Below are 25,270 nucleotides of genomic sequence, written 5' to 3'. Positions count from 1 at the left end.
GCGCAGGGGGCACGGTCGGTCGATGTAGAGCTCCCCTCCCTGGCCCGGCTCGAACGGGCTGGTCCCCTCCACAACGGGTCGGCGCTGCGGGGAAGAGTTCACACCGACCGACGCAGGGCCGCTTGCAGCGTACTGCTCGGCTGACGTTCTGACATCACCAGATGGCATCCTCATCGAACCGACGAGACCCTGGAGCAGGCCGGCGCGCGCGAGGTCGAGGAGGAGACGGGCTGGCGGGTGGAGGCACGAGGCCACCACGTCCACCGACTAACACAGCACCTCACACATCCGCTGACGACCCGTGCTTCGCGCGAGTACGGAGCCAGCCGGCGGTGGAACTCGTGGATGTGCCCCACGGCTCAGGGTGAGTCGATGATGGCGGTGAGGGCGAGCGCGAGCTCGGCGCTGCCTCAGGCGTCGTTGAGCTTGCTCTGCTGGAGCTGAGCGCTGGCCAGCCAGAAGGCCTGGATTGCCCGGCCGCACTGCCCTTGTGGAGCATGGACATCTCCAACGGCTGGTCACCAGTGGCCCGCGAGAGCGGTCTCTCTGCCCACGGGAGACTCGTCAGGACCCAGGTGAAGTAGAGCCGGGCTGCTGTACTGGTGAGCGTCGGAGTGTGCCCAGGCCGCGAGGCACGCCAACGCGGCGACGAGTGCCTGGAGGCCCGGCTTCCGCACGTCGTCTACCGAGCCCATCATCTGGGTGACGTACTTGAGGTGGCCCAGGACGGCGGGACGCTGAGATGTGCCGCCGTGCTCGTCGTCATTCTTAGTGGAAGGAATGGGCAGACAGAGGTCCGAGGAGGGAGGGTCTGCCTAGGGACCCGCGAGCAGCACTTGAGTGTACGTCGCGATCCACTCCCCGACCTCGCTGCGGAGATCGGGGTTGACGGCCAACCCCTCTTCATACTCGGGCCAGTGTTCACGGACCCGCGTCGCGGTCTCCTCGGCGATGGCCGCCAGGTCGGTGTCGATGTGGCCCAGACGGTGGTTCAGACGGTCTTGGAGCTGCTTGAAGGTGGCCGTCCGCACGTCCGCGAATCGCTTGCTGCGGCCGAAACTGAGGCCGAGATCCTCCGGCTCGCCCGTCGGTGCGTATGGCGCTGTCGATACGAGGTCGTACGCTGGGGAGAGCGTCGGCACCCGCCGGTCGCGGTAGATCAGTGACCAGTTCTTCAGGTGCGCGTCGCCGTTGCCGATGACCGTGCAAAAGGCGATTCTGCGGACAGCTTCCGATAGCGCCGCAGTGTCCTGGCCGCGGTATGCGAGTGCGACGACCGTCTCGAAACTCCCCTCATACTTCGCATGGGGGTACTTGTCGCGGACCTGGGCGAAGTCCTCGATGTGGACTGAGGTGCGGCTGCTTTCTGGCAGCCTGTCGAAGCGACGTACGGCGTAGGCCCATTCCTCGCCGTTCGGCCACATCCGGGGTGGTACGCCGTCCAGCTCGTCGCGGTGCACGAGCCGCACGTCCGGGGCGTCGATGCCTACCGCGCGGGCCAGTGACATCATTGTGAACTCATTGCGCGGTACATCCGAGTGCCGGTGGTCCGGGAACTTCACTAGCCAGTCACCGTGCACACCGGCGGCTGGGGCGGTCAGTCGGTCGCCCTGCGCCAGCATGGAGAATTTGAGTGCCACTCCGGCCAGCGAGAACCGCCAGGGAGAATCGGTCGGGAACGAGTAGGCCCCGCCGGAGACGTCGGGGCCATCGCCCTCGGCCCATTCCCAATCCTCGTCCGGACTCTCGGCGGGCAGCACCTGCACCGCCCCCGGCAGGTCGTGGCCCACTTGGGCGAGGAGTTCCATTTCCCGGTCGAGCGAGACACCTCGGTCCTGGGCGATCCACTCGCGCAGCGGTCCCTCTGGAAGCAGGTTGGAGAACCACTTGGGCAGGCGCAACGCTGACGCGTATGGAGAGCGCAGGTTCTCCTCGAAGCGCAGGCCGAGTACGGGGCGGTGCGGGTCGTCCAGATACGACTCGTTAAACACGAAGCGTGTGTAGTCGCCCTTCTGGCACAGGGTGCCGACACGGGCCCCGTGGAGGAGGACTGCGTGGTACTTCTCGCCGAGTGTGCTCATTGGGACAGGTCGTCCAGTTCTTCGAGATCGTCGAGATCGAGCGAGTCCAACGCTGGCGTGTCCTCGTAACCCCACTCGGCCATCCGGCCTAGGAAGTCGCGCAGCTGTGCTGCGATGGCCGCCTGTCGCAGAGTCAGAAATCGGTTCCGGTCGCCCTGGACGAGCACGTTCAGCATGGCGCGATCTAGACAGTGCGACCCCAGCACCGCTTCCCAGGTCGAGTCGTCCAGATCCACCGGCTGCTGGGTCAGGAGCACGGGAAGCTCACTCACGGGGTCGGTATCGGTGGGCAAGAACATCCGGTTCGCGGCGAGGAACTGCTGTTGGGGCGAGAGGCCGCGGGGGAAAATCCGGTAGGCAACGGTGGCGGCAGTCGTCTGATCGCCGAGGAGGCTGGACAGGTCCTGGGCGTCGTACGGCTCGCCAGTTACCAGCGAGCGGGGTGCCAGTGACCACCAGGCGCTCAGGATGACCTTGGCCGTGGCTTCGTTGGTCTTGAACCGCTCGGGATTCGGCACAGTCGGCTGAGCCTCAGCCATCGCTTCCATCAGACCCTTGACAGAGGCGTGTTCGTCGCCCTTCTTGATCCGGGCCGACAGCACTCGGCCGACCTGTGTAAAGCTGCCCTTGAACACGGCGGGCCCCGACACCGCGACCCGCCAGTAGAGGCGGCGCAGCAAGCGAAGGGTGTTCGCCTCGGGCTCCGGGAAGTGCGCGAAGAACCGGGTGAGGACCACGAGGAGAGCCCGGTATACCAGGAGCGAGAGGTGTGGTACCCCGGCGTGGTTCTGAAGGAACTCAACCGCCCGGACCAGCGCCTCCTCGCCCTCTTTGTAGGCGGTGTCTCGATCCTCTCCCGGAAACTCGGGGGGTGTACGGCGCCCCGTCGGGTCGAATTCGTTGCGGATGTCCCGGGCCGGGTCGGGGCCGCGGCGCGCCAGGATCGACGACAAGATGGTGTCGGTGTCGATGGTGCCGAAGCCGGTGCGGTCCGCCACACGGTCCGCAATGCGTGACAGCGACAGCCGGTCATCCGCGCCCTTCTCGGGTCCGGCGAACAACGCCGAGAAGATCTCGGCCCGGCTGAGCCGCTTCCCGTAGTTGTTCATCCGGTCGAAAATGTCGGTCAGGATCTTTTCGTCGTCCTGCCGAACCAGATAAGCGGGGACCTTGTACTGCCGCAGTGCCTTCGCGACCCGCTGGGCCTCCTTGAAGTACTCCGAGGCCGACCTGCCCTCGGTCGCGAACCAATCGATCAGTTTCTCGAGGTCAAACAGGACGGGAAGCGGGATGTGCTGCGGTTCGCGCGTCTTGGGTGGGGGGATGAACTGCCGCTCCGCGAGGTCGTAGTACAGGCTGAAGGGGGCATGGAAGTGGCTGTGCAGGTGTAGGGCGTTGGCGAGACTGGTGATGCGCTGCTGACCGTCGACCACCCACAGTGTCTCTTCGTAGGCAGGTGCCTCGATCTTGAGACGTCCGAGCGTAAGCTCTTGGGCTGGCGACTTGCGCACCCACAGGAGAAGGCTTCCGATGGGATAACCCTTGACGACGCTGTCGAAGAGACGCAGTACATCCTGGGTTGTCCAGCGGAAATCCCGCTGGAAGTGCGGGACGCGGACCTTGCCTTCCCAGGCGTTGGCGACCAGATCTTCCAGATCGTAAGTCGTCGCGCTCGGCTGGGTCTCCAGACCTGCGGTTCCCATGGTCGTTACCTCGTCCCGTGTGGTGTACGCCACCAGCCTCTGCGATGCCCGGAGTGGTCGGCAAACGGGTTTTCGTCGCGAGCGCGGCTCCCCGTCACTGCCCACGACGGCCGTCTGTGCTGGGCCGGTTTCGGTGCGTGCGGTTTCAGTGTGCAGCACGCCACTGGCAAAAATCCCGGACGGCGGCAACACGGGGCTCGCCGTGTACCGTATCTCAAGATCCACTGCTTTGGCCGCCGACATAACTGATCACCGCGCGGCCGGACCGCCTTCGAAGCCGACGTTGCTTTCTGCGGCGTTAGCGGCGCATGGCGGACTCGCGCTCGCGGCTGCCGCCCGGCTCCCGCTCGCGGTCACTCCTGGGCAGTGGCCGTGAGCTGAGCGGCCTGCCCCGCCGGGGTGTGCGTGGGGGTGCGAGCGTTCGGGTGGGGGCAGTGCCCCTTGCCGCCGAGTCCCATACCGGACTTCTGCCGGAATCTGCGGACCAAGAGGTCTGAAGTCGAGGCTGCTGCCCGCTGAGCTGGTGGCCTGACGGCAGTCGTTGACGGCAACGGGAGTGCACATCGCTGTATCGCGAGACTCGCCCGCGCACTGGGCAGGCTGGGGCGAGGTGCCAAGGGACCGGTCACCACATCAGGGATGACTCACCTGTAAAGCGAAGGTCGTCGGTTCGAACCCGACAGTCGGCTCTGGAAACCGCAGATCACAGACGTGACTCTGCGGTTTTTCTTTGTCTCGGGGCGATCGGGGCGATCGGGGCGGCCGTGGGGTCTCCGCGGGGCTCCGGGGCGCCTTCGTGGCGCGTGCCGTGGGTCGCGGCGGGGCCGGTGGCCTGGGGTGGACGCCGGGCTCCGGGGGCGGTCGGGCGGTGAGGGGTGGCTCGGTGCCGGGCGTACGGCGGGGGCAGATGATGTTGCCCCTTGCAGCTTCCTGCATCCGCTGTTGCCTATCGGGATTCGATCCGTTGATATGGGCTGAAGCGGATATCAGGGGGAAGAAATGCATGAGCGTGAGTTCCGTGCCTTCGTATCCATCGCCGAGATCGGACGTATGGATGAGGCGGCGAAAACACTCGATTATTCACAGCCGGCCATCAGCTACCAGATCAAGTGTCTTGAACAAGCCTTGGGCGTGCGGCTTTTCACGCGGGACTCCACCGGTACTCAGCTGACCAAGGCGGGGCGTGCGATTCTTCCGTCCGCGCGGGCGGTGCTGGCGCTCATCGATGACATGAAGGACGCGTGTGCGGCGGCTTGAGGCCGGCATGTCACCGGAAGCCCGGCGGTGCACCCGGTGGGCCGGTCTCGGCCGGTACGGGGTGGATCGCACCCTTGCGGCGGGTCCGCGCCCGTGCATGGACGGCACTCCGATCGGTGTAAAGCGTGGCGCCGCCGGGGCGGGGCGGTCCGGGGCGGGGTTCGCCGTCGGGTGTGTGAAGAGCTCAACTGACCTGGTACTTTACGGAGTTGCCGGGTGGCGTGCGGGGTTAGCGGGCCGTGATGTGGCGGGTGTTGGTGCATAGCTGACAGCAAGCGGTCATCGGACACCGTTTTGATTGCGCACCGTTTCCGTACGACTGCGTTGCGCACCCGGAGCGTGATCGTCCGAGCCGCGATTCCGGACAGATGTGCAGCTTGATGTCAATCCCGCGCCCCGGATGCGGAGTGGAATCGGTTTCCGTTCGAGAGTCGGCCGATTTATCCGAACGTTATCAACTATGATGCGTTGACTGAGGCGCGGTCGGCGAACTAATCTCGCCGCCGCACGGCCTAGGGGGCGGCCTTCCGGAGATAACGCACGCTGGTCAACGCGCACTTGAACGTACGTGAATGTACGGCGATGCAGGGGGAGACGGGCAGTTCGGTTGCCCGTGTCATTCGCGTATCAAAACGCTGGGGAAAACGTCGGGTGTCGTCGATGCGGCCATATCTCGGCCGTCCGCCGCTCGGCGTTCATCGACGGGTTCGCGGCGGTGCTGTCGCGTACCGCATGGGGGAGTCATGTCAGAACTGTCGAATTCGAGTGGAAGATCCGACGGCGTAGAAGAGACGCTCAAGCAGGTATGTGAGCTGATCGAATCGGCGGTGACCCTGCACCGCAGCATTCCGCCGCAGCCCTCGCCCATGGTGCTCGCCACCGATGGAATGGCGGTCGGGCAAGCCGTCGGGCCTCTGCTGGCCGGTGCCAAGTACAGCGTCAGCGTGATCGTTCCGGGCGCTCTGGAGCGGGCCAAGCCGATGCTCGCGCTGATGGGGCGGTTCGCCGCGGCGGCCAAGTCCGGGGTCACCGTCCGGCTGCTGTGCACTCCGCAGGTGCTCGCGGTCCCCCATGGCATCCTCGCCGCGGTGCGCGGCGGGCAGCTGGGCTTCGAGGTCCGGATCACCGACGCCGATCTGCACGGGACCGTCATCGTCGACGGCAAGGCGGCGTTCGGGCGTTCGGGGCCCGAGCGGGACGGGCGTTACGCCACCGTCAACACCGACCTCGCCTCCGTGCGCGCGCTGTATCTGATGTTCGCCGGGGCCTGGGGCAGCGCGATGCCGGTGCATGAACATCTGAGGCTGGCCGATCGGCTCCGCTCGGACTCCATGCGGGTGATCCTCGAGCGGCTCCGCGAGGGGCACACCGACGACGTCGCGGCCAAGAAGATCCAGATTTCGCTGCGCACCTATCGCCGCCATGTGGCGGCGATCATGCGGGACGTGGGCGCGAGTTCGCGTTTCCAGGCGGGGGTGCGTGCGGTGGAGCTCGGGCTGCTCTCCCATTCGGGCAGCGAGCTGGTGGATTGAGCGAAATCACGGGGGTGAGGGCAATGAGGGTTTCCATGCCGACGGGGGCCGGGGTCCAGCGACAGCACGATGACGGCGACGGTGACGACGGGCACCCCGGTGACGAGGGGAATCCGGGTAACGGTGGGCACCCCGGTGACGAGGGGCACCCTGATGACGGCGGGCACTTCCGTGATGAGGGGGACTCTCGCGATGACGAGCGCCCCGCTGACGACATCACCCAGGAACTGCTGGCGGTCCGGGCGCTCATCGAATCCACCGTGGTCAAACACCGTGACCGGCAGCTGCGGAACTCCTGGGTGGCGGCCGTCGAGGCGGACGACAAGGAAGTGCACGCCGCCGCACAGGATCTGCTGCGAACGGCCACGGAACGGGTGGACGTGGTGCTGGCGGCGGAGGCCGCGCATGTGCACGTACTGCACGGTGTCCTCGACGGCTGGCTGCGGTCGGGCGGCGGCACCGTGCGCACCCGGATGCTGTGCGCCCATAACACCGTGGACTGGGGCTTCGTACAGCGGCATGTGCGGCACGGGAACCCCCTGGAGGTCCGGGTGGCTCGTATACCGCTGCTCGCCGCCCTCATCGTGGACGGCCGGGCCGCCCTGGTGTGCGCGGACTCGGCCGCGGGCCGGCGCGCCTCCACCCTGCGGGACTCGGGGGTCATCGAGACGCTCCAGACGCTCTTCGACGGCATCTGGCGCACCGCGCTGTCGGCCAGCGAGCGCATCGAGCTGGGCGAGCGATCGCGCGGGGAGTTGGTGCGGCCGATCCTGGAGCGGCTGCGGCTGGGGGCCACCGATGAGGTCGCGGCCCGCGAGTTGGCGGTCTCCGTTCGTACATATCGCCGCTATGTGGCCGAAATCATGGCGTTGCTGGGGGCCAACTCACGCTTTCAGGCCGGGGTACGGGCGGCGGAGCTGGGCCTGCTGCCCATGACACCGCCCCAGGAACCCCAAAAGCCCTGGAGATGATGGCCGGAAACGGCGAGCGGAGCGGGGCCTCCGGGGGCCGGAAACGCCGGTGACCGCGAGGCCCGGCTCGGGTCTGGCAGCTTCCTGTAGTGCCCTTTGCGGAGGGTTCTCGGCGGTCGATACATATGGCGACGAGGGAAATCAGCCCCCGTGCCGCGGCGCGGGGGAGATTCCCCACCGGCGGCATTCAACCCCCGAGAACGCTGCCGGAGCGGAGGTTCGGCCACGGATTCCAGCCGCACCGGACCTCCGCTGAATCGATCGGGCACGAACCGAATGAATCGATCGGGGACGAACCGAACCCGCCGGCGCGACGGCATCTCATACGCGCGGGAAGCGGGACTGCACGTCCCACACCACCGGGTTGTCGCCCAGGCCCTCGTGCATATCCGTGAGGTCGGCGATCAGATCGTGCAGGAAGTCGCGGGCCTCGCGGCGCAGCGCCGCATGGTTGAAGGTCAGCGGCGCCTCCTCAAGCGGCACCCAGTCGGCGGTGATGTCCACCCAGCCGAAGCGGCGCTCGAAGAGCAGCCGGTCCGTGGATTCGGTGAAGTCCAGCTCGGCGTGGACCGGGGTGGCCGAGCGGCTGCCGCGCGGGTCCCGGTCGAGCCGTTCCACGATGTCGCACAGAGCCCAGGCGAAGTCGAGAACCGGCACCCATCCCCAGGCTGTGGACAACTCGCGGTCGGTCTTCGTATCGGCGAGGTAGACGTCCCCGCAGAACAGGTCGTGCCGCAGGGTGCGCGCGTCCGCGCGCCGGTAGTCGGTCTGCGGCGGGTCGGGGAAGCGGCGGGAGAGGGAGTAGCCCAGGTCGATCACGCGGTCGATGGTGTCATGGGGCGCGGGGCCGCCCCGCCGCCGGGCGGCCCCGTGCAAGGGGGTCGGTGCTCCCGCGCAACGGGGCCAGTGCTCCCGCGCAACGGAGTTCAGCCCCGCACGACGTTCAGCCCCCGCGCCCGCGGCTCTGCGCCCCGCGCCCGCGGCTCAGTGCCCCCGCGCGATCCACTTCTCGAGGTGCGGGGCCTCGTCCCCGATGGTCGTGGAGTCGCCGTGGCCGGTGCGGACCACCGTCTCCGGGGGCAGCGTCAGCAGCCGCTCCCGGATCGACTCCACGATCGTCGGGAAGGACGAGTACGAGCGCCCGGTCGCGCCCGGACCGCCCTGGAAGAGGGTGTCCCCGGAGAAGACCGTGGTCAGCACCGGGGCGTGCAGACAGACCGCGCCGGGGGAGTGGCCGGGGGTGTGCAGCACCCGCAGCTGGGTCCCGGCGACCGTAAGGACGTCGCCGTCGGCCAATGGCTTGTCCGGGGCGCGGTCCGGGTGGCGCATCCGCCACAGCACCTCGTCCTCCGGGTGCAGCAGGATCGGTGCGCCGGTGCGGTCGGCGAGCGCCGGGGCCGCGTCGATGTGGTCGTCATGGCCGTGGGTGGAGATGATACCGAGCAGCCGGCGGTCGCCGACGGCTTCCGCGATGGCGTCGGCGTCATGCGCGGCGTCGATCACGTACACCTCGTGGTCGTCACCGATCAGCCATACGTTGTTGTCCACCTCCCAGGTGCCGCCGTCCAGCGAGAAGGTGCCGGAGGTGACGAGGTGGTCGACGCGTACGGGCGGCGGGGTCATCAGAGCATCACCACCGAGCGGAGCACCTCACCGCGGTGCATCTTGGCGAACGCCTCCTCGATGTCCTCGAGCCCGATCGTCTCGCTGACGAACGTGTCCAGGTCGAGGCGGCCCTGCTGGTAGAGGTCGATCAGCATGGGGAAGTCGCGCGACGGCAGACAGTCCCCGTACCAGGAGGACTTGAGCGCGCCGCCGCGCCCGAAGACGTCCAGCAGCGGCAGCTCCAGCTTCATCTCCGGGGTGGGGACGCCGACCAGGACGACGGTGCCGGCCAGATCGCGGGCGTAGAACGCCTGCCGGTAGGTCTCGGGGCGGCCCACGGCCTCGATGACGACATCGGCGCCGTTGCCGTCGGTCAGCTCCCGGACGGCCTCGACGACATCGGCGCTGCCCGCGTCGATGGTGTGGGTGGCGCCGAGCGAGCGGGCCCACTCCAGCTTCCGCTCGTCCAGATCCACCGCGATGATCTTCGCGGCCCCGGCCAGCCGCGCCCCGGCGACCGAGGCGGCGCCGACCCCGCCGCAGCCGATCACGGCGACGGAGTCACCTCGCTGGACGTTGCCGGTGTTGAGCGCGGCGCCGATCCCGGCCATCACTCCGCAGCCGAGCAGTCCGGCCGCGGCGGGCGAGGCCGAGGGGTCCACCTTGGTGCACTGCCCGGCGGCCACCAGCGTCTTCTCGGCGAACGCGCCGATGCCCAGCGCCGGGGACAGCGGGGTGCCGTCGGTCAGCGTCATGGGTTGCTCGGCGTTGTGGGTGTTGAAGCAGTACCAGGGGCGGCCGCGGCGGCAGGCCCGGCACTCGTGGCAGACCGCCCGCCAGTTGAGGATCACGTAGTCGCCGGGGGCCACCTCCGTGACGCCCTCGCCCACGGACTCCACGATGCCCGCCGCCTCATGGCCGAGGAGGAAGGGGAACTCATCGTTGATCCCGCCCTCCCGGTAGTGCAGATCGGTGTGGCAGACGCCGCACGCCTGGATCCGCACCACCGCTTCGCCGGGGCCGGCGTCCGGCACCACGATCGTCTCGATCCTGACCTTCTCGCCCTTGCCGGGGGCCACCACACCGCGTACCTGTTGAGTCATGACAGCAGCGTAAGTGCAGACCACCGGCTACGACAGGGATGACGAGGCTTGTCCGGAACGGGCCGCACCGGTCCCCCGGTACGGCCCGTCCGGGCTTCGTACGGGGATTACTTCACGTTGATCGCGGTCCACGCGGCGGCGACGGCCTTGTACTCCGTGGAGCTGGAGCCGTAGAGGTCGGCCGCGGCGCTGAGGGTGCCGGTGCGGGCGCCCGCGTACTTGGTCGTCGAGGTCCAGTACGTGGTCAGGGCCCGGTACCAGATCTTGATGGCCTTGTCCCGGCCGATCCCGGTGACGGTCGAGCCGTCGTAGGTCGGGCTGTCGTAGCTCACGCCGTTGATCACCTTCGCGCCGCTGCCCTCGGACAGCAGGTAGAAGAAGTGGTTGGCGGGGCCGGAGGAGTAGTGGACGTCGATGTTGCCGAGCGTCGAGGACCAGTAGTCCCTGGACGCCCCGTCCTTGCTGGGCTTGTCCTGGTAGCGCAGCGGGGTGCCGTTGCCATTGATGTTGATCTTCTCGCCGATGAGGTAGTCGCCGGCGTCCGCGGAGTTGCCCGAGTAGAACTCCACCGCGGTGGCGAAGATGTCGGAGGTGGCCTCGTTGAGACCGCCGGACTCACCGCTGTAGTTGAGGTTGGCGGTGGCCGCGGTCACACCGTGGCTCATCTCATGGCCGGCCACGTCCAGCGAGGTCAGCGCGTTGGCGTTGCCCGAGCCGTCGCCGTAGGTCATGCAGAAGCAGGAGTCCTGCCAGAAGGCGTTCACGTAGTTGTTGCCGTAGTGGACGCGGGAGTACGAGCCCACGCCGTCGTTCCTGATGCCGTTGCGACCCAGGAACTCCTTGTAGAAGTCCCAGGTCTCGGCCGCGCCGTAGTGCGCGTCGACGCCGGCGGTCTGGCGGCCGCCGCCCCATACGTCGTCCGCGTCGGTGAACAGGGTGCCGGTTCCCGAGCTGCCCTGGTTCAGGTCATAGGTCTTGTGGTTGCCGCGCGCACCGTCGGTGAGGCTGTAGGTGGAACCGCTCTTGGTGGTGCCGAGGGTCACCGTGCCGCTGTACTTGCTGGTGCCGGTGCCGGTCTCGACGCCCTCCCACTGCGACAGCTTCGCGCCCGTGGTGGCGTCGGTGACGACGTGCAGCTCGCTCGGGGTGCCGTCGGCCTGCGTCCCGGTGACGACGGTCTCCCAGGCCAGGACGGGCGTGCCGGTGGCGGCCCAGACGACCTTCCGCGGCGACTTGGCCTTCTCGCCGGTGGTCGCCTCGGGCGCGGCCTTCAGCGCGGTGCCGGAGGCGGCCGAGGGGGCCACGGCGGCGTCGGTGCTCTTGACCGCTATCCGGGCGCCGGTGGCCTTGTTGACGGAGCGTGCGCCGCTGGTCTTCTCGTGGACGACCAGGTCGCCGCCGAGGACGGGCAGCCCCGCGTAGGTGCGCTCATAGCGGGTGTGAACGGTTCCGTCCGCGTCCTTGATGACGTCGCGGACGAGGAGCTTCTCCTCGGCCCCGAGCCCGAGGGACTCGGCCTGCGCGGAGGCGTCGGCCTGGGCCGCCTTGATCGCGGTGGCGCGCTCGGTGGCGGTCAGCGGAAGCGCCGAGGCGCCCGCCTCGCGCTCCGGCTGGGCGCTGGCCTGGCCGGTCTGCACCCCGATGACGACCATGGCGGCGGAGGCGACGAGCGCCGCCACGCGGATGGTCTTCTTACGGGGGGAGGAAGCGATGGGTCTCACTCGGTCTCCTTGCCTTGGGGCCGCCGGGTCGCGGCCCTGTGTAGGGGGTACGGACGGCTATGGGTGGGCCGTCCGGTCGAGCAGGAGTGGTGCGAGTGGTGCACATAGCGGTGCGTGCGGGCCTTTACCGCGGCGTCAGAGGACGTGCGGCGGGCCGACCAGAGATTGTCATTGAACGATCGATTGGGGTAGGCGCGTAACAAGAATTTGACTCGACGTTGTTCAAGTGGGGGCGAATTCGGTCAGCGAGGCATCAGGCAACAACGGCTGGTTCATGCTGACTTATGCCGCTACGTCATGCCCCTGCCGCGTTGGCGCCCGCGGTCGCGATGGCGCCGGGTCCCGGCCGATCGCCCAGGTGGCGAGCGCACCGGACCGTCCGGCGGTCACGGAGGGCGGTGTTGCCGTGTGTTGCTGTGTACGCGACGAGAAGACGATCTGTGCGCCGGGCGGAGCGCGCGGAGCGTTTCCCCGATGGGTCGGATCCGGCCGCCACCGTGGCGTGGGCGGGTGCCGGGCCACCGCACATCCCGAGCCCCGACTCGGGCCCCGCGCCCCCGGTTTCGCAACCCCGGCCGCGCGGTACGCATCCACGGGCACGGGCACGCGGCCCGGTCCGGGGTGCGGCCCGGTCCGGCGGTGTTGCGGCCCCGGCCGCGGGATGTGCGGGCCCGGCGGGGCGGGGGCGTCGTCTCGGCTCGGGTTGCGCGGTCCCCGCTCGGGAGTGTGACGCCGGGTCAGAACTCCAGCACCGCGCGGTAGCGCGCGCGTCCCTGGCGGACGTGGTCGAGCGCCTCGTCCACGCGCGCGACCGGGAAGGTCTCGACGGCCGGGCGGATGCCGTGCCGCGCCGCGAAGTCCAGCATCTGCCGGTTCTCCATCGGCGATCCCACCACCCCGCCGACGAGCCGCTTCTCGCCCAGCAGAAGGCTCAACGGCTGGACGCTGAAAGCCCCGTGGGGAACCCCGACCACGCACAGCGTCCCCTGCGGCCGCAGTGCCGCGAGATACGCGTCCCACGGCAGATCGGCCGAGACGGTCGAGAGGATGAAGTCGAACGAGCCCGCGGCCCGCTGAAGGCCCTCCTCCGCGACGATGAACTCATGGGCGCCGAACCGGCGGGTGTCGTCCGCCTTGGCCGCCGTCGAGGAGATGGCGGTCACATGGCAGCCCCATTTGGCGAGGAACTGGATCGCTAGATGGCCCAGGCCGCCCACCCCCACCACGGCGACCCGGTCCGTGGGCCGGACCCCGTTCCGGGCGATCGCCGAGAACACCGTGATCCCGGCGCACAGCAGCGGCGCCGCGTGCTCGGAGGCGAGGGCTTCGGGCAGGGGCTGGACATACCGCCAGTCGCTCGCCCGCAGCCGGGTGGCGAACGCGCCGCGCTCGCCGCGCAGCACCGTGTCGTCCTTGTGCGGGCACAGATACTGCCGGCCGCTGAGACACCACTCGCAGGCGAAGCACGCCCCGGCCACCGCGCCGATGCCCACGCGCCGGCCGACGGCCAGCCGCGCGCCGTCGACGGCGCTGCCCACGGCCTCGACCACGCCGACCGCCTCATGCCCCGCGACCACCGGGAACCGGGAGTAGCCGTACATGTCGTCCACCATGCCGATGTCGGTCTGGCAGACGCCGCAGTGCGTCACGGCGATGTCGACCTCCAGGGGCCCCAGCGGCTCCGGCTCGTACTCGAGCCGCTGAACGGGGCCACCGGCCCGCTCCACCGCGTATGCGCGCACGGTCATGCGTCCCACCTCAATTTTCTAACTAACTAGTTGGTTGGTTTTTTGTACGCTACGGGACCGTGCCCGTGCTGGCAACTAACCAGTTGGTAACCTGAGCCCCGTGTCTCCCCGGAAAAGCGATGCCACCCGCCGCCGCCTGCTCGACGCGGCCACCGTCGACTTCGCGGCCCATGGCATCGCGGGCGCCCGGGTCGACCGCATCGCGGCCGCCGCGGGCATCAACAAGGCGCAGCTGTACGCCTACTTCGGGGACAAGCTCGGCCTCTTCGGCGCCGTCTTCCGCCTGCACGCCGACAGCGTCGTCAACGCCGTGCCGTTCATGGCGGACGATCTTCCCCAGTACGCCGTGCGGCTCTACGACGCCGTCTTGGAGCGGCCGGAGCTGGTCCGCCTGGCCGCCTGGGCCAGGCTCGAAGGAGTGGTCACCGACAACCAGGTGACCGCGTCACCGGCGGTCGTCGTCAAAATCCAGGCGATCGCCGAGGCCCAGCGCGACGGCCGTGTCACCGCCTCGATCGAACCCCAGGACGTCCTCGCGCTGGTGCTGGCCATGGCCCTGACCTGGTCCGCAGTCGGCCCGTCCGCCACGGCCGCCTCCGACGACCCGCCCGCGGCCCATGACCGCCGTAAGCAGGCCCTCTCCCGGGCGGTCTCGGGCGCCTTCGGCACCGGCGCCGGCCGTCCTCCGAGAGGGTGACAACGGGCTCAGTCGCCCGAGACCGCTCGCCTACGCTGGAAGCATCGCTCCGTACGAAGGAGGTCCACCGTGGCATTGACGGCCCCCGAGCGCGATGCGCGCACGGACAGTGGCGAGAGCACCGCTTCATCGGTCGAGGAAGCCTTCGTGGCGTTGAGCGCGGCAGCCCCCGAGGGATGGCGCGTGGAACTGATCGAAGGAGAAATCCACGTGGTGCCTCCCGCTAACGGCGAGCACGAAGAGATTGTGTCCGAGGTCGCGGACCAGGTGACCAGTCGTCGCACGAACAAGGAACTGCGGACGCGTACCGGGCTCGGGCTCCTCGTCCCTGGAGCTTCGACCACCGGCAAGGTTGTTCCGGACATCGTCATCGCACCCAAGGGGAGCTTCGACGACTCCTTGGAGTATCACGACCCGGGAGCGGTGATGCTCGTCGGAGAGGTCACATCGCAGTCGACCGCCGACAACGATCGGGGCCCCAAGCTCCGGGGGTATGCGGCGGTGGGCATTCCGTTCTACCTGCTGATCGACCGGGAGCGGAATCAGGCCGTTCTGCACTCCCTGCCCGTCGGCAAGAGGTACACCCGCAAGGTCGAGGTCGACATCTCCCAGCCGTTGTCGCTGCCTGAGCCCCTCGGGTTCGACCTGGACACCAGCGAGTTCTGACCCCGTTCCTCTTCGGTGTTCCCCCTCGGCGTTCCCCTTCGACGTCGGTCAGGGCGAGTGCGACGCAGGCATGGCGAGGGCCGCCCCCGGTGAGTGGGGGCGGCCTTGGTGATGGCGCGCTGGTGAACCTCAGACGTTGACGCCGAAGTCCTTGGCGATGCCCACGAGGCCGGAGGCATAGCCCTGGCCGACCGCGCGGAACTTCCACTCGGCGCCGTTGCGGTACAGCTCGCCGAAGACCATGGCGGTCTCGGTCGCGGCGTCCTCGCTCAGGTCGTAGCGGGCGATCTCGGTGCCGCCGGTCTGGTTGACGATGCGGATGAACGCGTTCCGCACCTGGCCGAAGTTCTGGCTGCGGGACTCGGCGTCGTAGATCGAGACCGGGAAGACGATCTTCTCGATGTCGGCCGGCAGACCGGCCAGGTTGACATTGATCTGCTCGTCGTCGCCCTCGCCCTGGCCGGTGACGTTGTCACCGGTGTGGACGATGGTCTGGTCCGGCGTGGACTTGTTGTTGAAGAAGATGAAGTGCTGGTCGGAGTAGACCTTGCCGGTCGTGTTGACGGCGATGGCGCTCGCGTCCAGGTCGAAGTCGGTGCCCGTGGTGGTGCGGACGTCCCAGCCGAGGCCGACCGTGACGGCGGTCAGGCCCGGTGCCTCCTTGGTGAGCGAGACGTTGCCGCCCTTGGACAGGCTTACAGCCATGGGGAGTCCCTTTCGTGGTCTCGATGATTCGAGGCGACGGGCGAAGCCGTCGTCACCCTCCACAACGCCATGAACGGGCCGACAGGTTCCAGGTCCCTTTACTTTCTTTGCCAAACCCTGATGTCCGAGTATGACGAGATAACCGGATGACGCCGCCGGGGTCGGCGGGTGACCATGGAGACATGCCCGCGCCCTATGTCATCCGAGGTTCGGTCTCCTTGCCGGAGGCCGAGTTGATGTGGCGTTTCTCGCGGTCCTCCGGGCCCGGTGGACAGCACGTCAACACCAGCGACAGCCGGGTCGAGCTGCGCTTCGACCTCGCCGCCACCGAGGCGCTGCCGCCCGTATGGAAGGAGCGCGCGCTGGAGCGGCTGGCGGGCCGGCTGGTGGACGGGGTGGTGGCCGTACGGGCGTCCGAGCACCGTTCGCAGTGGCGCAACCGCGAGGCGGCCGCCGTAAGGCTCGCATCACTCCTCGCGGAGGCGAGCGCGCCGCCGCCCAAACCGCGCCGCCCCACCCGGATCCCCCGGGGCATCAACGAGCGGCGGCTGCGCGAGAAGAAGCAGCGGAGCGACGTCAAGCGGGGGCGTACGGGGCGGGGATGGACGTAGCGCCGGGGCCCGCACCTGCCTGGCCCCTCCTGATCCTCGGCCACCTGCCTGGCCCCTCCTGATCCTCGGCGCGCTCACCCCAGCGTCCGGTAGCGCCCCCTGAAGTACGTCAGCGGCCCGCCCTCCGTGGCCGGTGTCGCGGCGCCCAGCACCCGGGCCACCACCAGCGTGTGGTCCCCGGCCGTCATCCGCTGTTCGGTGCGGCACTCCAGCGTCGCCAGCGCGCCCACCACGAGCGGGGCGTCCGTGTGCTCGCCGCGCACCACGGCCATGTCCTCGAACAGCAATCTGTCGCTGATGCGCCCCTTCATTGCGAATCGTCCCGCGATGCGCCGCTGACCTTCCGACAGGACCGATACCGCCCAGTGGGGCTGTCGCTCCAGTAGCTCGTCCATCCGGGACCCGTTGCGAACGCTCACCATCACCAGCGGCGGGTCAAGTGACACTGACATGAACGCGGTGGCCGTCATGCCGGCGTCCTCGCCGCGCGGCCCGTCCTCCGGGTCGTGCGCGGTCACCAACACCACGCCCGCGGCGAACCGTGACAGCGCGACGCGGAACTCGTCCTCACTCACCCCACCAGCATGGGGGACGCCGGGCTCGGCTGGGCTGGAAGAAGTCGTCGGGAACACCCTTCGACGCTAACCGCCCCCGGCCGGTCCCCGCATCGGGCGTCGGGACCACTCCGGGCCTAGGTCGCCGGCCGTAGACCGGGCCCCGGCCCGCGGGGCGCTCCGGCCGTCCGGGGGCCGCCTTGCACGGGCGGGCGCCACCATTCCGGGATTTGCGTTCACAAAAGATTGGAGCGCTCCCATACGCTCAGTTAAAGAAATGAATACAATCTGTGACATGAGTCACAGCAGGCAGTAATTGTTGACCCTGTGTACCGAGTGGGCAGCTCGCTGTGATTCAGTGACCGTGGCAATCGGACGACAAGACGCCAGGAGTTTGCTGTCGAGGTCTCGGGGGAGTGCGATCGATGGAGACCGAGTCGGAGCCGTACATCCGCCTTGCGACACTGCGGCAGCTGCACCAGGTGGTCGCCGATCTGAACACCGCCCGCAGCTTCGCGGACACCCTTCAGGCCGTCGCCGACGGTGTCATCACCGGGCTCGGCTTCGAGCTGTCGGCCGTCAACCTCGTCCGCCAGGACGGAGACCTCGTCGTCGCCGCCGTCGGCGGCAGTGCCGGGGCCGAGGCGCTGATGGCCGGGCGGGTCGGCCCCCGCTGCTCCTGGGAGCGCCGGCTGTCCATGGGCGACCGCTGGGGCGATCTGCGCTTCATCCCGTACAGCGAGGGCTGGGTCCTCGACGACGACGATGTCCCGCAGTGGCACACCCCCGGCCCCGCGCCGCGCTTCCCCGATGAATGGCACCCCATGGACCGCCTGTTCGCCCCGCTCTACGCGGGGGGCGCCTCCGGCGGCGAGCTCATCGGCGTCCTCTCGGTCGACAAGCCGCGCAACGGCCGCCGTCCCGGCGCCTGGGGCCGCGAGGCCCTCCAGATGTACGCCTTCCACGCCGCCGTGGCGATCGGCAACGCCCGGCTGCGCGGCAATATGCAGCGCGCCCTGCTGCGTCTGGAGCGCGAGCAGCAGGCGCTGCGCGCCAGCGAGGAGTCCTTCCGGCAGGCGTTCGAGTACGCGCCCAGCGGTATGGCCATCGCCGAGATGGGCGGCGATCAGCACGGCCGGCTGCTGCGCACCAACGACGCCCTGTGCCGGCTGCTGGGCCGCCCGGCCTCCGCGATGCGCCGCTTCTCCTTCTCCGACCTCGTCCACCCCGAGGACATCGGCACCCTGCTGCGCACCTCCGCCGAGGGCGGCCGCGCCGAGCTGCGCCTGGCCCGCCGCGACGGTTCGTACGTCTGGGTCTCGCTGCGCAACTCGGTGGTGGCCGACGCCGCCGACGGCCCGCGCTTCCTGCTCACCCATGTCGAGGACATCGAGGAGCGCAAGCGCCATGAGCTACAGCTCGCCCACCGCGCCAGCCATGACTCCCTGACCGGCCTGCCCAACAGCGCCGAGCTGCGCGCCCGGCTGGCCGCCCGGCTGTGCGCCACCCCGCCCCGGCCGGGCGGGGGGTACGAGGACGAGGCCGACTCGTCCGGCGGCGGGGGAGCGGGCGGGGTCTATGTGGACGCGGCGGGACATCTGCACGGCTTCGACGAGTTCGAGTGCTTCGGCACCCCGCCCCCGGTCGAGAGCGCCCCGTTCGACGGCCATGTGCACACCATCCCGCCCAACGAGGACTCCAGCGTCGACGACGGCCACAAGGGGCTCGCGGTGCTCTTCTGCGACCTCGACGGCTTCAAGTCCATCAACGACCGGTTCGGGCACCACGCGGGCGACGCCGTGCTCATCGAGGTCGCCCGCCGGCTGACCAACGGTGTGCGGGAGGGGGACACGGTGGCCCGCCTCGGCGGCGACGAGTTCGTCGTCCTCGCCGACGGCCTCGGCCGGGCCGACGCCCAGGACCTCGCGGTCCGGCTGCGCAACGCGATCACCCCGCCCATCCGGGTGGACGGCCGGGCCGTCCGGGTGGGCGCCAGCTTCGGTATCGGTTGGGCCAGCTGCGGAATGTCTGCCGAAGAGGTGCTGCACTCCGCTGACCAGCGGATGTACATCGAGAAGCGGTCACGCTCCAAGGAGCGCCGCCGGGCCGGGTGAGGTAGGGGGGCGGCCGGTCGCGGTAGGCTGCGCCGATGCGGCCCTGCCGCCGACAGTGAACCGATCGTGAATATTGGCCATCCGGACAGCACACGCCCTGTTGAGGCCCTCTCGACCCTGATATGAGCTGTCGTGGCGCGTTCTGATCCTGCGCCGATGGCCATATGCATAGGGGAGTGACGAGGGATGACGGCCGGCAACAACGGCTCGGGCACACCGGAGAACGACGACCCGTTCGCCTACCTGTACCGCTCGGAGGGCGATCAGGGGACCGAGGGCGGTCAGTCGGGCCAGCCGGGTGCCGCCCCCCGCACAGGCGGCTACGGCTACCCCGGTCCGGCCCAACCGGGGGTCCCCCGCACCTCCTACAACCAGGTGCGCGCGGTGGGCGAGCGCAACTACGGCCAGCAGGTGCCGAATCAGCAGCCACAGGGCTACGGCCAGCAGGGCGGCTACGGTCGGCAGAACGCCCACTACGCCGCCCCCGAGACCCTGCCCGGCGGCGCCCCCCGCCAGCCCGGTGCGGCCGCCCCGCGCGGCGGCCATGGGGGAGGCGGCCGCGGCCCCAACAACAAGGGGCTGCTCATCGGCGCGATCGCCGTGGTAGCGGTGGTCATCGTGGGCATCGGCGTCGCCATGATCACCAACGGTGACGACAAGAAGGACGACCAGGCCGACCCGACCGGCCAGCCCACAGCGGGCTCCAGCGTCCGGCCCGGCGAGCCCTCCGGGCCCGCCAAGGGCGGGGACGAGAAGCTGCCCACCGAGGACGCCGCGAAGATGCGGCTGACCGGTGGCGCGGCGGCCGCGAGCACCATCCAGGGCGCCAAGGCCGAGGGCGGCAGCTACGTCGCGGGGCTCAACACCCCGGGCGCGTCCGCGACCTGGAGCCTGGACGTGGACAAGCCGAAGACGTACCGGCTGTACGTCACCTACGGCGTGCCCGGTGCGGACCAGAGCATGTCGCTGACGGTCAACGGCAAGAAGGAGGCGCGGCCGCTCAACATGAAGAACTTCGCGGGCGCGCCGAAGGGTGACTACGAGAAGGGCTGGACGGAGACCTGGTCGATCGTCCAGCTCAACAAGGGCACCAACACGATCACCGTGTCGTGTGAGGCCGGCGACAAGTGCGACGCCAATATCGACCAGATGTGGCTCGACAAGGCCAAGGGATAGGGCAGGGGTTCCGAGCGTTCGGCGGCGGCCACCGCCCCGGCTCTACGCCGCCGCCGGGTGCTCCGTCACCTCGACCCGCGCCAGCGTCTCGTCGTAGACCGACCGGTCGAACTCGCCCGCCACCGGGGCCCGTACGGCCGCCGCCGACAGCGCCACCGAGCGGGCCAGCCGGTCCGGCCACGGCGCCTCCTCGACCAGTCCGGACAGCAGCCCCGCGACCGCCGCGTCCCCGGCGCCCGTCGGATTGCCCGCCAGCCGGCGCGGCGGGGTGGCGCGCCAGGCGCCGTGGGCGGTGACCGCGAGCATGCCGTCCGGGCCGAGCGAGGCGGCCACCGCGCGCGCCCCGCGGCGCCGGGCGTCGCGCGCGGCGCGCAGCGGGTCGGTGGAGCCGGTGAGCCCGGCGAGCTCCTCGGCGTTGGGCTTGACGAGATCGGGGCGGGCGGCGATGCCCCGGCGCAGCGGTTCGCCGCTGGTGTCCAGCAGGGTGGGCACGCCCGCCGTATGCGCCTCCCGGATGAGCTGGGCGTACGTACCGACGGGGACCCCGGGCGGCAGGCTGCCGCACAGCGCGACCGCCGACGCCTCGCGCAGCAGCCGGCCGTAGACGTCCATGAAGGTGGACCACTCGGGGGTGGTGACGAGCGGGCCGGGCTCGTTGAGCTGGGTGGTGTCGCCGGTGGCGGCGTCCACGACGCCGATGGTGCGCCGGGTGGTGCCGGCGATCGGGACCAGCGCGTCGGTGATCGTGCCGCGGGGCGCCTCGGGGCCGTCGCCGGGGGCGGCGATCTCGGCGAGCAGTTGCCGCAGCACCACGCCGGTGACCCCGCCGACGAAGCCGGTGACGACGGTGTCATGGCCCAGCGCGGCCAGCACCCGGGCCACGTTGACGCCCTTGCCGCCGGGCCGCTCGGTGGCCTCGGTGACGCGGTGTGTGGTGTGCGGGCGCAGTTCCGGCACCCGGTAGGTGATGTCGAGGGCGGTGTTGAGCGTGACCGTAAGGATCACCCTGGCATCCCCTCTCCCGTCCCCCCGCCGGACGGAGACTCCTGTGCTGAATGCGACTGTGCGCCGAGACGCACCCGTTCCGTATGTGCCCGTTCCGTGTGCGCCCGACCCGTGCCCGAGCGATCATGCCAAAACGCGTGGCTTCGGCCCAGACCTCCGTGTGGTTCAGGACACGGTCATCGCTGGCTGAAATCAGGGCACTTCAGCCCAGTTCGGGATGGACCACCCAAGCGCCCCGGCGCATGACGCCCCGCAGCCGGAAGTCGTCGTCGAGCACGACGAGATCGGCGTCCTTGCCCACCTCGAGCGAGCCCACCCGGTCGGCGATGCCCAGCAGCCGGGCGGGGGTGGCGGACATCGCCCTTACGGTCTCCACGACGCCGAGCCCGTCGATCGTGACGGCCCGCCGGAAGGCCCGGTCCAGGGTGAGGGTGGACCCCGCGATGGAACCGGCCGTCGGCCCGCCGCTGATCCGCGCCACGCCCTCCTTGACCTCGACCTCCATGGGGCCGAGCGGATAGCGGCCGTCGCTCATGCCCGCCGCGCCCATCGCGTCGGTGATGAAGGCGACCCGGTCCGCGCCCGCGCGGTGGAACGCCAGCTCCAGCATGGCGGGGTGCAGATGAGTGCCGTCGTTGATCAGCTCCACGGTGACCCGCTCGTCCTCCAGCAGCGCGGCGACCGGGCCGGGGGTGCGGTGCAGCAGCGAGGGCATCGCGTTGAACAGGTGGGTGGCCACGGTCGCGCCCGCCCGGACGGCCTCGATCGTCGCCTCGTACGTCGAGTCGGTGTGGCCGACGGCCGCGAGGACCCCGCTGTCGGCCAGCAGCCGTACGGACTCCAGCCCGCCCGGCAGTTCGGGGGCGAGGGTCATCATCCGCGCGGTGCCGCGCGCCGCGTCCACCAGCTTGCGGACATCCGCCGGATCGGGCGCGCGCAGCAGCGAGGGCTGGTGGGCGCCGCAGCGGTGGGGGGAGATGAACGGGCCCTCGAAGTGGATGCCCGCCAACTCGCCCTGCTCCACCAGCTCCGAGAGGGTGGCGGCCTGCCGGGCGAGGTCGTCCAGATCGCCGGTGACGGTGGAGGCGAGCATCGTGGTGGTGCCGTGCGCCCGGTGCGTACGGATGGCGGTCATCGACTCCTCGGGGGTGCCCGCCGAGAACGAGGCACCGCCGCCGCCGTGCACATGCAGGTCCACGAAGCCGGGGACGATCCAGCCGCCCGGCAGGTCGAGCGCCCGCCCGCCGTGGGCGGCCGCGGAATCCGCCTGGCCATGCGCCGGATCCGCCTGGCCCGGCGTGGCATCCGGCGCGGGCCCCACCGCGGCGATGCGCGTGCCCTCGACCGTCACCCGCCCGTGGTCGACCACGCCTTCCGGCAGGACCACCCGGGCGCCCGTGAGATGCGTTCGCTGGACCATCAGGCGGTTACCTCCGTGGAGAGTCGATCCCAGGCGAGCAGACCCGCGCCCAGGCAGCCGGCGGTGTCCCCGAGGGCCGCCGGGACGATACGGGGAAGCTGCTGAAAGGTGAGCCGCTCCTCGACCGCGGTGCGCAGCGGTGCGAACAGCGTCTCCCCGGCCTCGGCCAGCCCACCGCCGACGATGAGCACACCGGGGTCCAGCAGGGTGAGCCCGGTGACCAGGCCGTCGGCGAGGGCGCCCACCATCTCCCCCCACACGGCCGCGGCTCTCGGATCGCCGGACCGGACGGCCTTGGCGCAGTCGGCGGCGTCCGCCGCCGGATCGCCGCTCGCATCGGCCCAGGCGCGGCCCACCGCCGCCGCCGAGGCGAGCGTCTCCAGGCAGCCGGACTGACCGCAGCCGCAGGCGGTGCCGCCCGGCCGGACGACGATATGGCCGATCTCGCCGGAGGAACCGTGCGCTCCGGGGTCGATACGGCCGTCGATGCCGATGGCGCCCGCGATCCCGGTGCCGACGGAGACGAACAGGAAGCGCCGGGCGCCCTCGCCCGCTCCTATGCGCCCCTCGGCCAGCCCGCCCATCCGGACGTCGTGCCCGAGCGCGACCGGGATCCCGCCCAACCGCTCGGTGAGCAGCGCCCGCAGCGGGACATCGCTCCAGCCGAGGTTGGCGGCGAAGACGGCCACCCCGCGGTCCTCGTCGAGGACTCCGGGCACACCGACCCCCGCGGCCAGCGGGGGTCCGCCGAACCGCCGCTCGCCGATCTCGCGCAGCTCGGCGGCGAAGTCGAGGATCGCGGCCACGACCGCCTCGGGTCCGCGCTCCCGCTCGGTGGGCCTCCTGGCCTCATGGAGGAGTGTGGTGTCCGCCCCGACCAGGGCGGCTTTCATACCGGTGCCGCCCACATCCAGGGCGATGACGTGTTTCACATGGAACAGTCTCCCGCGATCCACCATGAGAGGTCTAGTCCACTCGCCGCTTCTCGTCGTGAGATCACGCCGGTGCCGGTAAGGGAGTTGGTATGAACCGGACCCTCCGGTTGCGCGCCGGTGACGCATCCCACTTACGCGTGTAGCACCTCGCTCACCTGGGCAAGCGAAACTCCGATATCGAAGCGATATGCCCATGGTGTAGACCTTGTGGAGGTTTGCAAGGCAGACTCGCTCGACCTCGGGGGAGGACCCTGGAGGAAGAATCAAGCCAAGGGTGGGGGAAACAGCGGTGCAGCGGCGGCGGTTCCTGGGTCTGACAACGGCGGGTGTCGCGGCGGTGACGACGGCGCCAGGGCTCACGGCGTGTGGCGGCGGCTCCGGTTCGGACGGTGATGTCACGCTGAAGGTGGTCGCGGCCGACTACGGCGACAGCACCGGCAACAGCTCCCAGAAGTACTGGGACAGGCTGACCCGGGCGTTCGAGACCAAGAACAGCGGGATCAAGGTCGACGTCACCGTCTACGGCTGGACCGATGTGGACCGGCGCGTGGCCGAGATGGTCAAGAGCGGTCAGGCCCCGGACATCGCGCAGATCGGCGCGTACGCCGACTACGCCGCACAGGGCAAGCTCTACCGCGCCGACGAGCTGCTCGCCATCCCCACCCAGGCCGGTTTCATCAGCTCGATCGCCCAAGCGGGTGAGGTGCGGCGGGTGCAGTACGGGGTGCCGTTCGTGGCCAGCGCCCGGCTGCTCTTCTACAACAAGAAGCTCTTCGACCGGGCCGGTATATCCTCCGCCCCCACCAGCTGGAACGAGCTCAAGCAGGCGGCCGTCCGGCTCAAGGCCGACGGGGTGAAGATCCCGTACGGGCTGCCGCTCGGCCCCGAGGAGTGCCAGGCCGAGACCATGATGTGGATGCTCAGCGGCGGTGGCGGCTACGCCGACCCCAACGGCAGCTACACCATCGACTCCACCGAGAACATCGAGACCTTCGAATGGCTGCGGGACGAACTGGTCGGCGCGGGCCTCACCGGCCCCGGCTCCCCGGCCCGCACCAACCGGCAGGACACCTTCGACGCCTTCACCCGCGGCGAGGTCGGCATGCTCAACGGCCATCCGACCCTGATGCAGCAGGCGTCCGGCCACGGCATCAGCTACGGCACCGCGCCGCTGCCCGGCCGCAAGGGCAGGTCCAGTTCGACGATGGGCGTCGCCGACTGGCTGATGGCCTTCAAGCACAACGGCCACCGTAAGGAGATCGGGAAGTTCCTCGACTTCGTCTACACCGAGAAGAACGTCCTGGACTTCGTCAGCGAGTACGACCTGCTGCCGGTGACCACCGCCGTCGAGCGGACGATGCTCGGCGACAGTGAGTACAAGCGGCTGTGGCGGTTCCTGGACGAGCTGGAGAGCGCCGAGTTCTACCCGGCCGACAAGACCTCCTGGGCCGAGGTCAGCAAGCTGATCAAGGAGAAGATCGGCTCGACCGTGGCCAAGGGCGGCGACCCGACGAGCGTCCTGGGCCAGATCCAGCGCGAGGCCGACGCCATGGAGAATGCGGGGGCATGACAGTGGACACGTCCGGCCCCGGCCCTTCCGACGACCCCGCCGAGCGGGTCGAGGACCGGGCGCGGGGCCAGGCGGAGGACCGGGCGCGGGGCCAGG

The 25,270-nt window shown here is 69.8% G+C and carries 21 protein-coding genes; 9 read left to right on the top strand and 12 right to left on the bottom strand.

All coding sequences use genetic code 11. The features are described from left to right. Positions 1–815: 815 nt before the first annotated feature. Positions 816–2,081, bottom strand: coding sequence for a type II toxin-antitoxin system HipA family toxin (locus NQU54_RS43810; protein WP_257635877.1), 1,266 nt, complete (start codon positions 2,079–2,081; stop codon positions 816–818). Further along, positions 2,078–3,784 carry a DUF262 domain-containing protein gene (locus tag NQU54_RS43805; protein ID WP_257635876.1) on the bottom strand — a complete coding sequence of 569 codons (1,707 nt, stop codon included), beginning with the start codon at positions 3,782–3,784 and terminating at the stop codon, positions 2,078–2,080. The genes NQU54_RS43810 and NQU54_RS43805 overlap by 4 nt, the downstream gene beginning before the upstream one ends. 999 nt (positions 3,785–4,783) lie before the next feature. Here NQU54_RS43805 and NQU54_RS43800 point away from each other — a divergent pair. The 3 genes from NQU54_RS43800 (at position 4,784) to NQU54_RS43790 (ending at position 7,544) form a co-directional block, all read left to right on the top strand. After that, entirely contained in the window at positions 4,784–5,041 is a 258-nt protein-coding gene (locus tag NQU54_RS43800; RefSeq protein ID WP_257635875.1) for a LysR family transcriptional regulator, read from the top strand. 743 nt (positions 5,042–5,784) lie between these two features. Beyond that, positions 5,785–6,573 carry a helix-turn-helix transcriptional regulator gene (locus NQU54_RS43795; RefSeq protein ID WP_141729594.1) on the top strand — a complete coding sequence of 263 codons (789 nt, stop codon included), beginning with the start codon at positions 5,785–5,787 and terminating at the stop codon, positions 6,571–6,573. A gap of 35 nt (positions 6,574–6,608) precedes the next feature. Further along, on the top strand, positions 6,609–7,544 hold the full coding sequence (locus NQU54_RS43790) for a LuxR family transcriptional regulator (protein ID WP_257635874.1): 936 nt from the start codon (positions 6,609–6,611) through the stop codon (positions 7,542–7,544). Between the two features lie 321 nt (positions 7,545–7,865). Here NQU54_RS43790 and NQU54_RS43785 read toward each other — a convergent pair whose 3' ends face one another. From NQU54_RS43785 to NQU54_RS43765, 5 genes are all read right to left on the bottom strand, one after another. Continuing rightward, the gene (locus NQU54_RS43785; RefSeq protein WP_257635881.1) at positions 7,866–8,363 is read right to left on the bottom strand and encodes a hypothetical protein; all 498 of its coding nucleotides are present in this window, start codon (positions 8,361–8,363) and stop codon (positions 7,866–7,868) included. Positions 8,364–8,528: 165 nt separating this feature from the next. Then, the gene (locus NQU54_RS43780) at positions 8,529–9,167 is read right to left on the bottom strand and encodes an MBL fold metallo-hydrolase (RefSeq protein WP_257635873.1); all 639 of its coding nucleotides are present in this window, start codon (positions 9,165–9,167) and stop codon (positions 8,529–8,531) included. Beyond that, positions 9,167–10,252 carry an S-(hydroxymethyl)mycothiol dehydrogenase gene (locus NQU54_RS43775; RefSeq protein WP_257635872.1) on the bottom strand — a complete coding sequence of 362 codons (1,086 nt, stop codon included), beginning with the start codon at positions 10,250–10,252 and terminating at the stop codon, positions 9,167–9,169. The genes NQU54_RS43780 and NQU54_RS43775 overlap by 1 nt, the downstream gene beginning before the upstream one ends. Before the next feature lie 107 nt (positions 10,253–10,359). After that, the gene (locus tag NQU54_RS43770; RefSeq protein WP_257635871.1) at positions 10,360–11,973 is read right to left on the bottom strand and encodes a M4 family metallopeptidase; all 1,614 of its coding nucleotides are present in this window, start codon (positions 11,971–11,973) and stop codon (positions 10,360–10,362) included. Positions 11,974–12,710: 737 nt separating this feature from the next. Further along, entirely contained in the window at positions 12,711–13,721 is a 1,011-nt protein-coding gene (locus tag NQU54_RS43765) for an NAD(P)-dependent alcohol dehydrogenase (RefSeq protein WP_257635870.1), read from the bottom strand. A gap of 100 nt (positions 13,722–13,821) precedes the next feature. Between NQU54_RS43765 and NQU54_RS43760 the strand changes: the two genes are divergently transcribed. Next, positions 13,822–14,418, top strand: a complete 597-nt coding sequence (locus NQU54_RS43760; protein WP_257635869.1) for a TetR/AcrR family transcriptional regulator — start codon at positions 13,822–13,824, stop codon at positions 14,416–14,418. Positions 14,419–14,487: 69 nt separating this feature from the next. Beyond that, positions 14,488–15,084: a Uma2 family endonuclease gene (locus NQU54_RS43755; protein WP_257635868.1), complete on the top strand. Its 597-nt coding sequence runs from the start codon at positions 14,488–14,490 to the stop codon at positions 15,082–15,084. Between the two features lie 129 nt (positions 15,085–15,213). Here the strand turns inward: NQU54_RS43755 and NQU54_RS43750 are convergent, their stop codons facing one another. Next, on the bottom strand, positions 15,214–15,789 hold the full coding sequence (locus NQU54_RS43750) for a TerD family protein (protein WP_167502138.1): 576 nt from the start codon (positions 15,787–15,789) through the stop codon (positions 15,214–15,216). Between the two features lie 182 nt (positions 15,790–15,971). Here NQU54_RS43750 and arfB point away from each other — a divergent pair, with 182 nt between their 5' ends. Beyond that, entirely contained in the window at positions 15,972–16,400 is a 429-nt protein-coding gene (arfB, locus tag NQU54_RS43745) for an alternative ribosome rescue aminoacyl-tRNA hydrolase ArfB (protein ID WP_079258062.1), read from the top strand. Positions 16,401–16,474: 74 nt separating this feature from the next. Here arfB and NQU54_RS43740 read toward each other — a convergent pair whose 3' ends face one another. Further along, positions 16,475–16,975 carry a flavin reductase family protein gene (locus tag NQU54_RS43740; protein WP_257635867.1) on the bottom strand — a complete coding sequence of 167 codons (501 nt, stop codon included), beginning with the start codon at positions 16,973–16,975 and terminating at the stop codon, positions 16,475–16,477. Between the two features lie 404 nt (positions 16,976–17,379). Here NQU54_RS43740 and cdgB point away from each other — a divergent pair, with 404 nt between their 5' ends. Both cdgB and NQU54_RS43730 read left to right on the top strand, forming a co-directional pair. Further along, positions 17,380–19,068, top strand: coding sequence for a diguanylate cyclase CdgB (gene cdgB / locus NQU54_RS43735; RefSeq protein ID WP_257635866.1), 1,689 nt, complete (start codon positions 17,380–17,382; stop codon positions 19,066–19,068). Positions 19,069–19,254: 186 nt separating this feature from the next. Further along, complete coding sequence (locus NQU54_RS43730) at positions 19,255–20,244, top strand: carbohydrate-binding protein (RefSeq protein ID WP_257635865.1); 990 nt, start codon at positions 19,255–19,257, stop codon at positions 20,242–20,244. A gap of 42 nt (positions 20,245–20,286) precedes the next feature. On the opposite strand, the gene NQU54_RS43725 is transcribed toward NQU54_RS43730, so the two are convergent. The 3 genes from NQU54_RS43725 to NQU54_RS43715 form a co-directional block, all read right to left on the bottom strand. After that, positions 20,287–21,249, bottom strand: coding sequence for a 1-phosphofructokinase family hexose kinase (locus tag NQU54_RS43725; RefSeq protein ID WP_257635864.1), 963 nt, complete (start codon positions 21,247–21,249; stop codon positions 20,287–20,289). Positions 21,250–21,451: 202 nt separating this feature from the next. Beyond that, complete coding sequence (nagA, locus tag NQU54_RS43720) at positions 21,452–22,669, bottom strand: N-acetylglucosamine-6-phosphate deacetylase (RefSeq protein ID WP_257635863.1); 1,218 nt, start codon at positions 22,667–22,669, stop codon at positions 21,452–21,454. Then, positions 22,669–23,601, bottom strand: a complete 933-nt coding sequence (locus NQU54_RS43715) for an ROK family protein (protein ID WP_257635862.1) — start codon at positions 23,599–23,601, stop codon at positions 22,669–22,671. Before NQU54_RS43715 ends, nagA begins: the two co-directional genes overlap by 1 nt. A 292-nt stretch (positions 23,602–23,893) precedes the next feature. Between NQU54_RS43715 and NQU54_RS43710 the strand changes: the two genes are divergently transcribed. Continuing rightward, positions 23,894–25,174: an extracellular solute-binding protein gene (locus NQU54_RS43710; protein ID WP_257635880.1), complete on the top strand. Its 1,281-nt coding sequence runs from the start codon at positions 23,894–23,896 to the stop codon at positions 25,172–25,174. The last annotated feature ends 96 nt before the right edge of the window (positions 25,175–25,270 follow it).

It is taken from the genome of Streptomyces malaysiensis subsp. samsunensis (assembly GCF_024519315.1).
In the GTDB taxonomy this organism is placed as follows: Bacteria; Actinomycetota; Actinomycetes; order Streptomycetales; family Streptomycetaceae; genus Streptomyces; species Streptomyces malaysiensis.
The sequence above is the reverse complement of the archived record's forward strand: the minus strand, read 5'-3'. Positions and strand labels throughout refer to the sequence as shown.

Coding starts and splice junctions, on each gene's coding strand:
- NQU54_RS43810 (WP_257635877.1), bottom strand. CDS start 2,081: ATGAGCACACTCGGCGAGAAGTACCACGCAGTCCTCCTCCACGGGGCC.
- NQU54_RS43805 (WP_257635876.1), bottom strand. CDS start 3,784: ATGGGAACCGCAGGTCTGGAGACCCAGCCGAGCGCGACGACTTACGAT.
- NQU54_RS43800 (WP_257635875.1), top strand. CDS start 4,784: ATGCATGAGCGTGAGTTCCGTGCCTTCGTATCCATCGCCGAGATCGGA.
- NQU54_RS43795 (WP_141729594.1), top strand. CDS start 5,785: ATGTCAGAACTGTCGAATTCGAGTGGAAGATCCGACGGCGTAGAAGAG.
- NQU54_RS43790 (WP_257635874.1), top strand. CDS start 6,609: ATGCCGACGGGGGCCGGGGTCCAGCGACAGCACGATGACGGCGACGGT.
- NQU54_RS43780 (WP_257635873.1), bottom strand. CDS start 9,167: ATGACCCCGCCGCCCGTACGCGTCGACCACCTCGTCACCTCCGGCACC.
- NQU54_RS43775 (WP_257635872.1), bottom strand. CDS start 10,252: ATGACTCAACAGGTACGCGGTGTGGTGGCCCCCGGCAAGGGCGAGAAG.
- NQU54_RS43765 (WP_257635870.1), bottom strand. CDS start 13,721: ATGACCGTGCGCGCATACGCGGTGGAGCGGGCCGGTGGCCCCGTTCAG.
- NQU54_RS43750 (WP_167502138.1), bottom strand. CDS start 15,789: ATGGCTGTAAGCCTGTCCAAGGGCGGCAACGTCTCGCTCACCAAGGAG.
- arfB (WP_079258062.1), top strand. CDS start 15,972: ATGCCCGCGCCCTATGTCATCCGAGGTTCGGTCTCCTTGCCGGAGGCC.
- cdgB (WP_257635866.1), top strand. CDS start 17,380: ATGGAGACCGAGTCGGAGCCGTACATCCGCCTTGCGACACTGCGGCAG.
- NQU54_RS43730 (WP_257635865.1), top strand. CDS start 19,255: ATGACGGCCGGCAACAACGGCTCGGGCACACCGGAGAACGACGACCCG.
- nagA (WP_257635863.1), bottom strand. CDS start 22,669: ATGGTCCAGCGAACGCATCTCACGGGCGCCCGGGTGGTCCTGCCGGAA.